This window comes from Bradyrhizobium sp. SZCCHNPS1003 (genome assembly GCF_032381555.1).
GTDB lineage: Bacteria > Pseudomonadota > Alphaproteobacteria > Rhizobiales > Xanthobacteraceae > Bradyrhizobium.
Genome location: NZ_JAUHIU010000021.1, coordinates 109,569 through 122,564, shown reverse-complemented (window position 1 = coordinate 122,564; position 12,996 = coordinate 109,569). Strand labels below are relative to the sequence as shown.

13 protein-coding genes are annotated in these 12,996 nt (G+C 65.5%); 5 read left to right on the top strand and 8 right to left on the bottom strand.

Features of this window, described 5'->3' with window-relative positions:
* Positions 1-466: 466 nt before the first annotated feature.
* Complete coding sequence (locus tag QX126_RS28760; protein ID WP_315757464.1) at positions 467-1,486, bottom strand: 1-aminocyclopropane-1-carboxylate deaminase; 1,020 nt, start codon at positions 1,484-1,486, stop codon at positions 467-469.
* Positions 1,487-1,631: 145 nt separating this feature from the next.
* Here QX126_RS28760 and QX126_RS28755 point away from each other — a divergent pair, with 145 nt between their 5' ends.
* Positions 1,632-2,108: an Lrp/AsnC family transcriptional regulator gene (locus tag QX126_RS28755; RefSeq protein ID WP_315774749.1), complete on the top strand. Its 477-nt coding sequence runs from the start codon at positions 1,632-1,634 to the stop codon at positions 2,106-2,108.
* Between the two features lie 91 nt (positions 2,109-2,199).
* On the top strand, positions 2,200-3,054 hold the full coding sequence (locus tag QX126_RS28750) for a DUF2147 domain-containing protein (RefSeq protein ID WP_315785412.1): 855 nt from the start codon (positions 2,200-2,202) through the stop codon (positions 3,052-3,054).
* A gap of 89 nt (positions 3,055-3,143) precedes the next feature.
* Here the strand turns inward: QX126_RS28750 and QX126_RS28745 are convergent, their stop codons facing one another.
* Entirely contained in the window at positions 3,144-3,551 is a 408-nt protein-coding gene (locus QX126_RS28745; RefSeq protein ID WP_315737931.1) for a cupin domain-containing protein, read from the bottom strand.
* Between the two features lie 48 nt (positions 3,552-3,599).
* A complete protein-coding gene (locus QX126_RS28740; RefSeq protein ID WP_315757460.1) occupies positions 3,600-4,298 on the bottom strand; it encodes a ribonuclease activity regulator RraA in 699 nt (232 codons plus the stop codon).
* A 248-nt stretch (positions 4,299-4,546) separates the two neighbouring features.
* Here QX126_RS28740 and pxpB point away from each other — a divergent pair, with 248 nt between their 5' ends.
* From pxpB to QX126_RS28725, 3 genes are read left to right on the top strand one after another with little or no spacing between them, the layout of a single operon-like run.
* Entirely contained in the window at positions 4,547-5,278 is a 732-nt protein-coding gene (gene pxpB / locus QX126_RS28735; protein ID WP_315785410.1) for a 5-oxoprolinase subunit PxpB, read from the top strand.
* Positions 5,275-6,309: a biotin-dependent carboxyltransferase family protein gene (locus QX126_RS28730; RefSeq protein ID WP_315785407.1), complete on the top strand. Its 1,035-nt coding sequence runs from the start codon at positions 5,275-5,277 to the stop codon at positions 6,307-6,309. Before pxpB ends, QX126_RS28730 begins: the two co-directional genes overlap by 4 nt.
* A 50-nt stretch (positions 6,310-6,359) precedes the next feature.
* On the top strand, positions 6,360-7,133 hold the full coding sequence (locus tag QX126_RS28725) for a 5-oxoprolinase subunit PxpA (RefSeq protein ID WP_315785404.1): 774 nt from the start codon (positions 6,360-6,362) through the stop codon (positions 7,131-7,133).
* Here the strand turns inward: QX126_RS28725 and QX126_RS28720 are convergent, their stop codons facing one another.
* From QX126_RS28720 to QX126_RS28700, 5 genes are all read right to left on the bottom strand, one after another.
* Positions 7,134-7,283 (bottom strand): hypothetical protein, encoded by a 150-nt coding sequence (locus QX126_RS28720; protein ID WP_315757456.1) that lies wholly within the window; start codon positions 7,281-7,283, stop codon positions 7,134-7,136. It abuts the gene before it with no gap.
* A gap of 160 nt (positions 7,284-7,443) precedes the next feature.
* Complete coding sequence (locus tag QX126_RS28715) at positions 7,444-9,045, bottom strand: sulfite reductase subunit alpha (protein WP_315785401.1); 1,602 nt, start codon at positions 9,043-9,045, stop codon at positions 7,444-7,446.
* On the bottom strand, positions 9,042-10,832 hold the full coding sequence (locus tag QX126_RS28710) for a NirA family protein (RefSeq protein ID WP_315772100.1): 1,791 nt from the start codon (positions 10,830-10,832) through the stop codon (positions 9,042-9,044). The genes QX126_RS28715 and QX126_RS28710 overlap by 4 nt, the downstream gene beginning before the upstream one ends.
* 345 nt (positions 10,833-11,177) lie before the next feature.
* The gene (locus tag QX126_RS28705) at positions 11,178-12,332 is read right to left on the bottom strand and encodes a CmpA/NrtA family ABC transporter substrate-binding protein (protein WP_315757453.1); all 1,155 of its coding nucleotides are present in this window, start codon (positions 12,330-12,332) and stop codon (positions 11,178-11,180) included.
* Positions 12,329-12,919: an ANTAR domain-containing response regulator gene (locus QX126_RS28700; protein ID WP_012044202.1), complete on the bottom strand. Its 591-nt coding sequence runs from the start codon at positions 12,917-12,919 to the stop codon at positions 12,329-12,331. The genes QX126_RS28705 and QX126_RS28700 overlap by 4 nt, the downstream gene beginning before the upstream one ends.
* Positions 12,920-12,996: the final 77 nt, after the last annotated feature.

The following is a 12,996-nucleotide window of genomic DNA, read 5'->3' as shown; positions in this document are numbered from 1 at the left end:
ATGAGCGGGGAAGGGAAACGGGGCGTTGCCGAATGGCCCAAGCCACCGCGCCCTTCCTCGACTCTACCGTTAAGACCGTCGCGCAGGGAATGCCGGATGTTCGGCTGATCCTGTGGTAACTGCCGCCTGCTTTTCTTGTTGCAGGCGGGCCATGGGTGAGGCCCTCACCCGGCATTCCCTGCACCCTCTTCATTCAGAGGGGCGAACTGATGGATCCCTCGGACGCTGGCGCGTCGCGAGAAGGCGACGTCATGTGTGGATCGCTCGCGCGACACATTCGGTGTCGTCCCGGCCTTGAGCCGGGACCCATACTCACAGGCCGTAGTTTGAGGCACAGCCGGAGATGCAGAGGACGACAACAGCACCGCCGGCGGCTATGGGTCCCGGCTCGAAGGCCGGGACGACAGCGGAATGTGGTGTTGGACCTCGGACCACCGCTACGCGGCGGCGGAAGACGAAACCGCCCTCACCCGTTCCGGTACGTGTAGCTGTAGCCGTTGATCGCCGGAGCACCGCCGAGATGGGCGTAGAGCACCTTCGATCCTTCCGGGAAGTAGCCCTTCTTGACCAGGTCGATCATGCCCTGCATCGACTTGCCCTCATAGACCGGGTCGGTGATCATCGCCTCGGTGCGGGCGGCGAGGCGGATGGCCTCGTTGGTCTCGGCGCTCGGCACGCCATAGGCCGGATAGGCGTAGTCATTCAGGATCACGATCTCGTCGTCGCGGACCTTGCGGCCGAGCTCGACGAGCTCGGCGGTGTTGTCGACGATCTGGCGCACCTGGGTGCGGGTCTGCTCCGGCGTGCCGGAGGCGTCGATGCCGATGACGCGGTCGGCGCGGCCGTCGGCGGCGAAGCCGACGATCATGCCGGCCTGGGTCGAGCCGGTCACGACGCAGACGATGATGTAGTCGAACTTGATGCCCATCTCGGCTTCCTGCGCCCTCACCTCCTCGGCGAAGCCGACATAGCCAAGGCCGCCGAACTTGTGCACGGAGGCGCCGGCCGGAATGCCGTAGGGCTTGCCGCCGGCATCCTTCACCGACTGGATCGCATCCTCCCAGCTCTTGCGGATGCCGATGTCGAATCCATCCGGCACGATTCGGCTGTCGGCGCCCATCAGGCGCGTCATCAGGATGTTGCCGACGCGGTCATAGACGGCGTCCTCGTGCGGCACCCAGCTCTCCTGGACGACGACGCACTTCATGCCGATCTTGGCCGCGGTCGCCGCGACCATGCGGGTGTGGTTGGACTGCACGCCGCCGATCGAGACCAGCGTGTCGGCGTTCGACTCGATCGCGTCGGGCACGATGTATTCGAGCTTGCGCAGCTTGTTGCCGCCCATCGCGAGGCCGGAATTGCAGTCGTCGCGCTTGGCGTAGATCTGCACCTTGCCGCCGAGTGCCGCGGTCAGCCGCGGCAGATGCTCGATCGGGGTGGCACCGAAGGTCAGCGGATACTTCTTGAACTTGTCGAGCCGAAGCACGGGTCTCTCCGTGGGTGGATGAAAGGGCCGCCCCAAACATACAAAATTGCCGGGGAAAGGTGCTCTCTTTATCGTTCCTATGTTTCGTGCTTACGTCCACCAAGCTCGACTTTGGCAAGAGATACGTCCTTAGATGACAATAAATGTGAAAGAACCTTCCACCCCGGATCTCGACCGGGTCGATCGGCGCATTCTGCAATTGCTGCAGAAGGACGGCCGCATGACCAATGCCGACCTGGCCGCAGCCGTCCATGTCAGCCCGGCCACCTGCCATCGCCGCACCCAGCGTCTGTTCGAGGACGGCTACATCAGGAGCGTGCGCGCGCAGATCGCGCCGGAGAAGGTCGAGCGCAGCGCGCTGGTGCTGGTCGGCGTCGTGCTCGACCGTTCAACGCCGGAGAGCTTTCGCACCTTCGAGGCCGCGATCCGAAAGCTGAAATTCGTGCTCGACTGTCATCTCGTGGCCGGCGATTTCGACTTCTTCCTGAAGATCCGCGTCCGCGACATGCACGACTTCAATCGGATGCATGGCGACCAACTGATCTCGCTGCCCGGCGTACGCCAGACGCGCACGTTCTTCGTGATGAAGGAGGTCGTCGACAATGCGCCGCTCGATTTCTGAGCAGGTCGCGCATTGAACCGGGGACGCCGCATCAGCGACTTAACTGCGCGTGAGCTCGCTCACATCAGCAACCGACATCGCGGAGACACGGATGAAGAGGCTGTTGGCTGTTGTGGCTTTGGTTCTGGCCAGCAGTGCCGCCGAGGCGCAGTACGTCATCGAATACGGCGGCAAGACGATCCGCATCGATCCCGACCGCGGCACCGTGCAGATCCCCGGGGTCTACGACAATACCGAGCAGAAGAAGACCAAGCGCACCAAGCGCGATCCGGATCCGGCGGCCAGGCCGCAGCCCGGCGCGGACAAGCCGGCCCAGGCGCCAGCCGAGGCGGCCGTTACGCCGGCCCCGCAGCCGCAGGTTCCGGCCGCCGCGGCCCCAGCCCCTGTTCCTCCCGCACCAGCTCCGACGGCAGCCGTACCGGCGACCCCGCCGGTTGCGCCTGCTCCCGTCCAAGCGGCCCCGGCCGCCAACGCCGCGGCACCGGTTGCGCCGCCAGCCGCTGCGACGGCCGTTGTGGCACCTGCTGCGGCTCCGGCTCCTGCCGCCGCGCCGCCGCCACCGCGCCCAGCCCAGACGCCTGCCGTGACCACCGCAGCCGCGCCGCCCGCTGCGGCGCAGACCGCCGGTCGCGATCCCAACTCGCCGGTCGGCATCTGGTTGACCGAGGAGAAGGAGGGCCAGATCCGCATCGAGCCCTGCGGCACCAATCTCTGCGGCTACGCCGTGGACGCAAAGACCAACCAGAACGGCGAGCAGATCCTGATCAACATGCGTCCGAGCGACAAGACGCAGGAGAAGAAGTGGACCGGCCGCATCTTCGATCCGAACAGCGGCAGCACCTACGACTCGACCATCGCGCTGAAGGGAATGGACAGTCTGCGCGTGCAGGGCTGCGCCTTCGGCGGCATGTTCTGCGGCGGCCAGACCTGGACGCGGGTGAACTGAGCGCCGCGCCTGCGGTCGACGCTCTTTCAAATGAAAAGCGCGCGGCCCTGCGACCGCGCGCTCGAACTGATCTCGGGGGCTGCTCAGCTTCAGCCGACCTGGGTGGCGTATTCCTCGTCGGTGACGTGCTCCATCCACGTCACGTGCTCGCCATTGAGCGATTCATGCATCGCGACGTGGACCATGCCGGTGGTCGGCGCTGCGCCATGCCAATGCTTCTCGCCCGGCGGAATCCAGACGACGTCGCCGGCCTTGATCTCGCGCACCGGCCCGCCCTTGGCCTGCACGCGGCCGACGCCCTGGATGACATAGAGCGTCTGCCCGAGGGGATGGGTGTGCCAGGCCGTGCGAGCACCCGGCTCGAACGCGACACGCGCCGAGGCGACGCGAGCCGGAGCCTGTGGCGTGATGATCGGATCCTGCCAGACCGTGCCCGTAAAGCTTTCCGCCGCCGCGCGGCGGGTGGGGCGAGAGCCCGCGAGATAGACTTCGACCATTGTTCTGCCTTTCCTGAATCTGTGCCGTCGATTGATCGGGGCCGTGAACTACTTCTTCGACGCGGCGTAACGCGCCTTGGTCTCGGCGTTCATCGGATAGAGACCCGGCAGCACCGCGCCCTTGTTCACCTCGTCGACGATCCAGGCCTCCATGCGTTCCTGCTCGGGGCCCTCGGCGAGCACGTGATCGAGCATCGCCTGCGGGATCAGCACCGCACCGTCCTGGTCGGCCACGACGACGTCGTTCGGGAACACGGCCACACCGCCGCAGCCGATCGCCTCGCCCCAACCGACGAAGGTCAGGCCGGCGACCGAAGGCGGCGCCGCGTAGCCGTCGCACCATACCGGAAGCCCAGTGCCGAGCACGCCTTCGAGGTCACGCACCACGCCGTCGGTGATCAGCGCGGTGACGCCGCGCTTGACCATGCGGGCACAGAGGATGTCGCCGAAGATGCCGGCGTCCTTGACGCCCATCGCATCGACCACGGCGATGCAGCCTTCGGGCATGGCCTCGATCGCGGTGCGGGTGGAGATCGGCGACGACCAGGATTCCGGCGTCGCCAGATCCTCGCGCGCCGGCACGAAGCGGAGCGTGAAGGCGGGACCGACCAGCCGCTTCTGTCCCGGGCGCAGCGGCTTGGCGCCGCGCAGCCAGACATTGCGCAACCCCTTCTTCAGCAAGACCGTCGTGATGGTCGCGGTTGTGACTTGAGACAGGGTGGCGATGGCTTCGGGGGTGAGGGACATCTTGAGACTGGCGCTCCAAACAGGCTGGCGGAAAAAGCAGGCGCATCTTGCGAGCGACGAAGGCGGCGTCAAGGGCATGCTCGGTGCGTCCAGCGCATGCGGGGCTTGCGCCCATCCGATAAAGTCTTCTTATCGCCGAGCATCCGATTAATTTATTGAATTTTCGAGACTTTTTGCCTTTGACCCAATTCCACTTGCGATCGAAACGAGCTAGATCAGGGACCATCAACGCGGATCACTTCGGACTCATGGCCGATCCCTTTCCACCTCCCCGCCTGCTGCCCAGCGGCGACAGCGCCGTCACCGTCGAGTTCAGCCGGACGATCGACGAGATCGCCAACCGCCGCGTCCTGGCGCTCGACCATGCAGTGGCAGCGGCCGGGATCGAGGGCATCACGGAGACGGTGCCGACCTATCGTTCGCTGCTCGTGCACTATGATGCTGACGTCATCGACCACGACACGCTCGGGGCAAGGCTGTTGGCGCTGTCGGCCGGGTCGCTCGCGCCGGACAGCGAGGTCAGGCGCTGGCGGGTTCCTGTCTGCTATGGCGGAGAGAATGGCATCGACCTCGAGGATGTCGCGAAGGCGTTGAGTCTCACGCCGGACGAAGTCGTCGCGCGCCATATCGCCAGAACTTATCGCGTCGCAATGATCGGCTTTACCCCCGGCTGGTCCTATTTGTCCGGTCTCGATCCCACGCTGCAGATGTCGCGCCGCCAGAATCCGCGGCTCTCGACGCCGGCAGGCATCATCGCCATCGGCGGCATCCAGACCGGCATCCAATGCCTTGCGGGCCCCTGCGGCTGGCACCTGCTCGGCCGCACCGCGATGCGGACGTTTCAACTGCATCGCGACCCGACCTTCCTGCTCGAGCCTGGCGACGAGGTCAGCTTCTACGCCGTTGACGTGAAGACCTTCACCGAGCAGGAGCGCGCCGCCGAGAGCGGCGAGCTCATTGCCGAGCGGATCGCCGCATGAGCACGCTCGTCGTCTCACAGATCGGCCCGGCAAGCTCGGTCCAGGATGGCGGGCGTTTCGGCGCGCAGCGCTACGGGCTGACACCGTCCGGTGCAATGGACAAGCTGGCGCTGGCCGCAGCTAACAGCCTCGTCGGCAATGAGCCGATGGCGGCTGCGATCGAGATCGGCCCGTTCGGCGCGACCTTCACGGCGAAGGGCGGCGCGGTGCGCGTGGCGCTCGCGGGCGCGCAACGACCGGCGGATGTTGCCAAGCGGCAGGTCGAGATCAACACGTCGGTGACGCTGAACGACGGAGAGGAACTCACGCTCGGCTTTGCTCGCGGCGGCTCCTTCACCTATCTCGCCGTCGAAGGCGGCATCGCCGGCGAACCGATGTTCAACAGTCTCTCGGTGAATGCACGCGCTGGACTTGGCAGTCCCTACCCGCGGCCGCTCCAGGCCGGCGACGTGTTCGAGGTCGCACCCGCCGGCGACGCGCCGGAACTGCGGATCGATCTGCCGAAAATTAGCGGCGCGATTCGAGTCGTCATGGGGCCGCAGGACGACGAGTTCAGCGACGAGATGAAAGCGCTGTTCCTCGGCAGCGACTGGATGGTCTCGGCGACCAGCGACCGCATGGGCTATCGGCTCGAGGGGCCGCAGATCCGCCACCTGCACGGTCACAACATCGTCTCGGACGGCACCGTGGACGGCAGCATCCAGGTGCCCGGCAATGGTTCGCCGATCGTGCTGATGTCGGACCGCGGCACCAGCGGCGGCTATCCGAAGATCGCGACCGTCATCACAACCGATTTCGGCCGCCTGGCGCAGACGCCCGCCGGCACGCCGTTCCGCTTCAAGGCGGTGAGCATGGTCGAGGCACAGGCCGAGCTGCGCCGCTATAAGGACCTGTTGCGCAGCCTGCCCGGCCGCGTCACCGCGATCGCGAGCAGGGACTTCAACGTCGATGCGCTGCTCACGGCCAATGTGGCCGGTCATGCCGTCAGCGCAACCGACGCCACCACTTGGCCTGGAGTCACTCCCGATTAGTTTGATCACATCTCACGTTGCTTCGGACCCATCAACGAGCGGACCCTGACATGACCAGCACCGTCGATCTGAACTGCGACCTCGGAGAAGGCTTCGGCCCGTGGGAAATGGGCAATGACGTCGCGATGATCGAGCTGGCGACATCGGTCAACGTCGCCTGCGGCTTTCATGCCGGTGACGCCGACATCATGCGGCGGACGGTCGAGATGGCGAAGGCCAAAGGCGTCAGCGTCGGCGCGCATCCCGGCTATCGCGATTTGCACGGTTTCGGCCGGCGTCCGATGCCGGGGCTGAAATCCTCGGAGATCGAGAACCTCGTCGCCTATCAGATCGGCGCCCTGCAGGCGATCGCCACCGCGGCCGGTCACAAGGTCACGCATGTGAAGGCACACGGCGCGCTGTCCAATGTCGCCTGCGAGGACGAGATGACGGCGAACGCCATCGCCAAGGCGATCAAGGCCGTCGATCCCAGCCTGATCTTCGTCGTGCTCGCCAACTCCAAGCTGGTGACCGCGGGCGAGAAGGCCAATCTGAGGATGGCTCACGAGGTGTTTGCCGACCGCGCCTATGGCGACGATGGACTGTTGGTGTCGCGCAGCAAGCCCGGCGCGGTGCTGCACGAGCCCAAGCAGATCGCGGAGCGCGTCGTGCGAATGGTTCAGGACGGCGCCGTGATTTCAGTGAGCGGCAAGGTCATGAAGATGCGCACCGACACCGTTTGCATCCACGGCGATACAGCCGGCGCCGTCGAGATCGCACGCGAGGTCCGCAAGGCACTCGACGCGGCGGGCATCACGGTCGCGCCGTTCAGCTCGGCGGTGTGATCAGAACGGATGCGTGGAGGGCATGCCCAAGGTGATCGCGGCAATCAGCGCCAGCGCGCTATAAAAGGCTACCAGCGCGACCGCGGTGCCGCGCTCGCGAATGGCGCGGGCCTGGGGCATGTGTCGCAGGGGCGTCGATATCGTCCGCATGGCCGGTCTCCTGAAGTTCCGGCCATGAGAAAAGCGTTCCCGCGGCCGGGTGCAAGGCAACCGGCGAAATAACGACAAGCCCCCTGTTTCGGGTCCGCTTGGAACCAAAAAATTCTCGATCGGTGTTCCGACCGAGAAATATTCTCCATCGGGTTCCGGCTCAGTAGACGTCGAGCTGGAACCGGCCCTTCTTCTTGAGGTCCGCAACGAAGCTGACGGCCTCATCCGTGGACCGGGCACCAAACTGGGCGACGATGTCGACCAGGGCGCGCTCGACGTCCTTGGCCATGCGCTTGGCGTCGCCGCAGATGTAGAGGTGGGCGCCGTCGGCGAGCCAGGTCCACACCTCACGGCCGACCTCGCGCATGCGGTCCTGGACGTAGAACTTCTTGTCGCCGTCGCGCGACCACGCCAGCGACAGCCGCGTCAAGAGGCCCGCGGTCTTCATGGCGTTGAGCTCGTCGGCGTAGAAGAAGTCGCAGTCGCTGCGCTGATGGCCGAAGAACAGCCAGTTCTTGCCCGGCGCGCCGGTCGCCCTGCGATCGAGCAGGAAGGCGCGGAACGGCGCAACGCCGGTGCCGGGGCCGACCATGATGATCGGCGTCTTGGGATCGGCCGGCAGCGCGAAGCCATGCGCCTTCTGCACATAGACGCGCAGCTTGTCGCCGGGATTAATCCGCTCGGCCAGGAACGTCGAGGCAAGTCCCAGCCGCTTGCGCTTGCCAACGACGTAGCGGACGCAGTCGACCGTCAGCGACAGCTTGCCGGGCGTGGCATTGTGCGACGACGAGATCGAATAGAGCCGCGGCTGCAGCGGCTCCAACGCCTCGACGAAGGCCTCCGGATGCGGCCGGACGCCGGAGAACTTCTGCAGCACTGCCATCACATCGAGCGTCGCCGCGTCGCCATCGGGATCCTCGCCCTGCGCCAGCTGCCGCGCCTTCTCGCGGGTCGCGCCGCCGGTGATGAAGGAGATCAGCTCGAACAGCGAATCCGGTGCCGGCGACAGCGAGACATCCTCCAAGAGGCACTGCCGCAGCGGCTTGCCGTTCACCTCGGTCATGTGCGAGGCGCCGAGCAGCGCGATGATCTGGTCGACCAGGCCGAGATCATTCTTGGCGAAGATGCCGAAGGAATCGCCGACGACGTAGTCGAGCCCGCTCTCTCCCAGATCAAACTCGATGTGCCAGGTCTCTTTCTCCGAGCCCGGCTTGTTGAGCAGGCGCCGCGACAGGAACGTCGCCTCGACCGGATTGTCGCGCGAGCGGCCGGGCTCGCTGACGACGACGGAGACGGTGGCCGGCGCGGCAGCAGCGGGCTTGGCGGCCGCCGGAGCCGTGTCGATCTCCTCGTAAAGAGCCTTCAACATCCGCGCGGTTTCTTTGCCACCGGGGACGCACAGATTCAGCCGCGCCTCGCTGCGACCGGCAATCGCATCCGAATAGTCGTTGCAATTGTAGCCACATTGGCCGCAGTCCTGCTGCGCCATGGCTGCCATCATGCGCCGGCGCAGCGGACGGCCCTCGGCCAGCTTCATGCGCTCGGCGATCGGCATGGTCTGATCGTGCCATGGCGCCTCGCCGTCATCACCGTCGCCTGCGGGCGCGAGCACAGCGCCGTTCTGCGTCGGCGACAATGCTGTCGAGCCGTCTAGACCGAGCGCTCCGACCAGGAAGCCGTTGAGCCACGAGCGCTGCGCCTCGGAAAATGGCGCCGTCGGAGGAATGATATCGATGTTGGGCATGGGCGTGATCTGGTTCATGCTGACACCTGCGACGAGGTCTGGGCTTCGGCGAGATTGCGCAGCGCTTCGCCGTCGTGACGGCGTGCGAACGAGAGGAAGGTCTCTTCGGGCGAGGCGCGATGGGCGAGATAGGCCTTGAGCAGCTTCTCGACGGTTACAGGCGCATCCGCCGCCTTGAGGTCGCGATAGACCTCGCGGCCGATATCGGCCTGAGGGCCGAAACCACCCCCGGCGAACAGATGATAGCCTTCGACCGTGTCGTCGCCGTCACCAACCGGCACCTTTGCCGCGATCAAGCCGATGTCGCTGATGTAGTGCTGGGCGCAGGAGTGATGACAGCCGGTGAGATGAATGTTCAGCGGCGTGTCGACGTCCACCCTGCTCTCGCACCAGTCGCCGATCTCGGCCGCATGTTTCTTGGTGTTGGATGCTGCGAACTTGCAGCCGGCGTTGCCTGTGCAGGCGATCAGTCCGGCGCGGATGTGCGAGGCCTTGACCGACAGTCCGATCTGCTCGACCGCGGCGCAGGCCAGCGCGACCTTGTCGTCGCGGACGCCCGATAACAGCAGGTTCTGCCACACCGTGAGCCGGATCTCGCCGTCGCCGAGATCCGCTGCGATTCTGGCAAGCGCGCGCATCTGATCCGTGGTCAGCTTGCCCAGCGGCAGCACGACGCCAATCCAGTTCAGCCCCTGCTGCTTCTGCTGGTGCACGCCGACATGGGCCATGCGGTCGGAGTCGGGTCGCGGCTCGAGCGCCTCGTCCGGCACGCGCGCAAGCTTGCGGCCGAGCCTCGTCTCGACGGCTTCCATGAACTTGTCGTGCCCCATGTTGTCGAGCACATATTTGAGCCGCGCCTTGAGACGATTGGTGCGGTCGCCGGTCTCGATAAAGAGCCGCACGATGGCGTCAGCCACCTCGGTCGCCCGCTCCGGCTCGACGATGATGCCGGTCGACTTGGCAAAATCCTTGTGTCCCGTAATGCCGCCGAGGCCGAGTCTGAACCACACGCCGGGCGCAACCCCAAATCCGTCCTTCACCTCGACCGCCGAGAACGCAATGTCGTTGGTGTCCTCGAGCGCCGCGATCTGCCCGGCACCGTCGAAAGCGACGTTGAACTTGCGTGGCAGGCCGTACAGCGAGCGGTCGTTGAGGATGTGGAAATGCCATTCGCGCGCATAGGGCCGCGTATCCAGCAATTCCTGCGGATCGATCCCCGCGGTTGGCGTTCCCGTTACGTTGCGGATGTTGTCGGCGCCGGAGCCGCGAGCGGTCAGACCGAGATCCGAGAGTCCCTCCAGCAGCATGACCGCGTGCCTGGGTGGGATTTCGCGCAGTTGCAGGTTTGCCCGCGTGGTGACGTGGCTGTAGGGACCGCAAAGCTCGTCGGCGAGATCGGCGAGGCCGGTCAACTGCCAATGCTTCAGGATGCCGTTGGGGATGCGCAGACGGCACATGTAGGAGTCCTGCGCCGGAGCGACGTGAAACAGGCCGTAGTAGCGCCAACGGAAATTGTCGGCCGTGGATGGCGCGGCATCGTTGCGCGCCTGCTCCTTCAGCCGTTCGTAGGCATCGAACGGATGTCCTTCGCGCTTGACCTTTTCCTGGTCGGCGAGCTTCCGTCCCGACGCGATCACCTTGTCCTGCGCCTTGATGTGGATGGCGTCCGGACCGGTCGGCTCGCTTGCTGTCGGCGCGCCACCCTGGCCGCGTCCTGCGAGCGTGACCTTGAGGCCCGCGGCCAACCCTTCGAGATAGCGCTTCTGCTCGTCGTTGAAGTCGACTGACAACGATTCGATTTTCATGATGGCGGACGAAGCTCCAGCGGCCAGGGCGATTGGCGTTCGGGAATGGGATGAGGATCGCATCGTCCGACCGGCCGGTATGGCCTGATTCAGGTGAGCGATCCGACCAGCTTCGTTGCTGCGGAAATCCGACATGGATTGCAGTCAGCGGCGTCTGCGGCGGCCGACTGCACCGCAACATTCAAGTTGCGTGCCAGCGGGACAAATCAAGGAAAAGCGCGAAGAATCAGGTCGCTGCCCGAATCGATGAAGGCGCGTTGTCAGGCTCAGGCCCCGAAATACGGGCACGCCGCCCAAAAATTGGTCGGCGGCGCCCGGTGCCCAGACCCTGATCGGAGCGGTGGATCAGGCCGTCCAGCGGCCGATCTTGAATGCCTTGAGATGGCCGATCACGTCGTCCACCGCAAAAGGCGGACCAGCGAACGCGCCGATGGCGGCATCCGTGCCGACCGCGGCCGTGCCCATCGCCGCGTCGTAGATATCCGGCCGGAACACGCCCATGGCGGTGCCCAGGGCTTCATTGCTGAGGGGAGTCTGGCCCCACCGCACCATCTGGGCATACAGCCATGCCGCCTGGATCTTCTCGGGCCGTCCCGCTTCTTCCCGGCCCACCAGCAGATAGCGCGAGCTTTCGCGGAAGGTGCCATCCGGCGAGATCTTGAGGCGGCCGTCCAGCGTACGCTGGAGCACCTCCGCATCGACGCCGATCCGCTCCGGCTGGGCCAGGATACGCGCGGCCTCCCCATGGTTCTGCTCGATGAAATCGGCGGCCTTCGCGCAGGCGCGGACCAGGCCGGCGAGGGCGCCGGGATTTTTGTCAGCCCAGCTCTGCCTGACCGCCAGCACCTTTTCGGCCGCGCGCACCAGCACGTCAGACACGAAGTGGAGAATATGGCCGATGCCGAGATCGACCGCGATCGAGTTCCACGGTGCTCCGACGCAGAACGCGTCGACGTGACCGTTGGCGATGCTCTCCACCATGTAGGGCGGCGGCAGCACCACGAGGCGGACGTCCTCATCGGGGTCGACGCCGCCTGCGGCCATCCAGAACCGCAACTGATAGTTGTGGGTCGAGAACGGAAACGTCATGCCGAAAGTCAGCGGCTCGGCGCCGGCCTTGCGCCGTTCAGCGACGACGCGCGCCAGGGCCAGCGCCGTCGCCATCGGGTCGAAACGATCACCCTCGAGGTGGGCCATGATTGCCGCATGCAGCGCCGGCGTCACGGTGATCGCGTTGCCATTCACGCCGAGATTGAACGGCGCGACGATCGGAACCTTGACGTGGCCGATACCAAGACTGGACGCAATGGCCACCGGTGCCAGCAGATGCGCGGCATCGAACAGGCCAATGTTGAGCTTGTCGCGGACGTTCGACCAGGAGACCTCGCGGACGAGGGTGACGTCGAGCCCCTCCGCGGCCGTGAAGCCCTTATCGACGGCGACGATCAGCGCCGCGGCATCGACCAGCGGAATGAAGCCAATGCGAAGCGGGCCAGTCATTTCAACATCTCCGAGGCGGTCAGGATCGATTGTGCGATCTCGCCGATCTTCTTCTTTTCGCGCATGGCTGTGGAGCGCAACAGCACGTAGGCTTCCTCTTCGGTGAAGCCCTTCATCTTCATCAGAATGCCCTTGGCGCGGTCGATCACCTTGCGGTCCTCGAGCGCGGACTTGGCGCGCTCCAGCTCGTCCTGAAGCTTGGAGAACGCATTGAAGCGGGAGATGCAGAGGTCGAGGATCGGCTTGATCCGCTCCTTCTTCAGGCCATCGACGATGTAGGCGGAGACGCCCGCCTCCACCGAGGCCTGGATCGAAGCTGCGTCGCTCTGGTCCACGAACATCGCGATCGGCCGGCGGACGGCGCGGCTGACCTGGAACATCTGCTCCAGCACGTCGCGGCTCGGGTTCTCCAGGTCGATGACGATGACGTCCGGATCCAGGGCATAGATGCGCGCCAGGAGCCCCTGCATCTCGCTGACATGCACGACGCCGGTAAAGCCCGCTTCCCGCAAGCCTTCCTCGAGGATGGCCGCGCGGATCGGGCTTTCGTCGACGATCACGATTTTAGGCGATTGCTCGGCGCTCATCGATCACCAGGTTGTCCGGGCCCTCACCCATAGCATGGACGTGGCCGCGTCAAAGCCTTGTCTTTCTGGGCAATTCG

Bases quoted from the DNA above. Each gene is read 5' to 3' on its own strand.
- QX126_RS28750 (WP_315785412.1), top strand. From the start codon at position 2,200: ATGAAGAGGCTGTTGGCTGTTGTGGCTTTGGTTCTGGCCAGCAGTGCC.
- QX126_RS28745 (WP_315737931.1), bottom strand. From the start codon at position 3,551: ATGGTCGAAGTCTATCTCGCGGGCTCTCGCCCCACCCGCCGCGCGGCG.
- QX126_RS28740 (WP_315757460.1), bottom strand. From the start codon at position 4,298: ATGTCCCTCACCCCCGAAGCCATCGCCACCCTGTCTCAAGTCACAACC.
- pxpB (WP_315785410.1), top strand. From the start codon at position 4,547: ATGGCCGATCCCTTTCCACCTCCCCGCCTGCTGCCCAGCGGCGACAGC.
- QX126_RS28730 (WP_315785407.1), top strand. From the start codon at position 5,275: ATGAGCACGCTCGTCGTCTCACAGATCGGCCCGGCAAGCTCGGTCCAG.
- QX126_RS28725 (WP_315785404.1), top strand. From the start codon at position 6,360: ATGACCAGCACCGTCGATCTGAACTGCGACCTCGGAGAAGGCTTCGGC.
- QX126_RS28720 (WP_315757456.1), bottom strand. From the start codon at position 7,283: ATGCGGACGATATCGACGCCCCTGCGACACATGCCCCAGGCCCGCGCC.
- QX126_RS28715 (WP_315785401.1), bottom strand. From the start codon at position 9,045: ATGAACCAGATCACGCCCATGCCCAACATCGATATCATTCCTCCGACG.
- QX126_RS28710 (WP_315772100.1), bottom strand. From the start codon at position 10,832: ATGAAAATCGAATCGTTGTCAGTCGACTTCAACGACGAGCAGAAGCGC.
- QX126_RS28705 (WP_315757453.1), bottom strand. From the start codon at position 12,332: ATGACTGGCCCGCTTCGCATTGGCTTCATTCCGCTGGTCGATGCCGCG.
- QX126_RS28700 (WP_012044202.1), bottom strand. From the start codon at position 12,919: ATGAGCGCCGAGCAATCGCCTAAAATCGTGATCGTCGACGAAAGCCCG.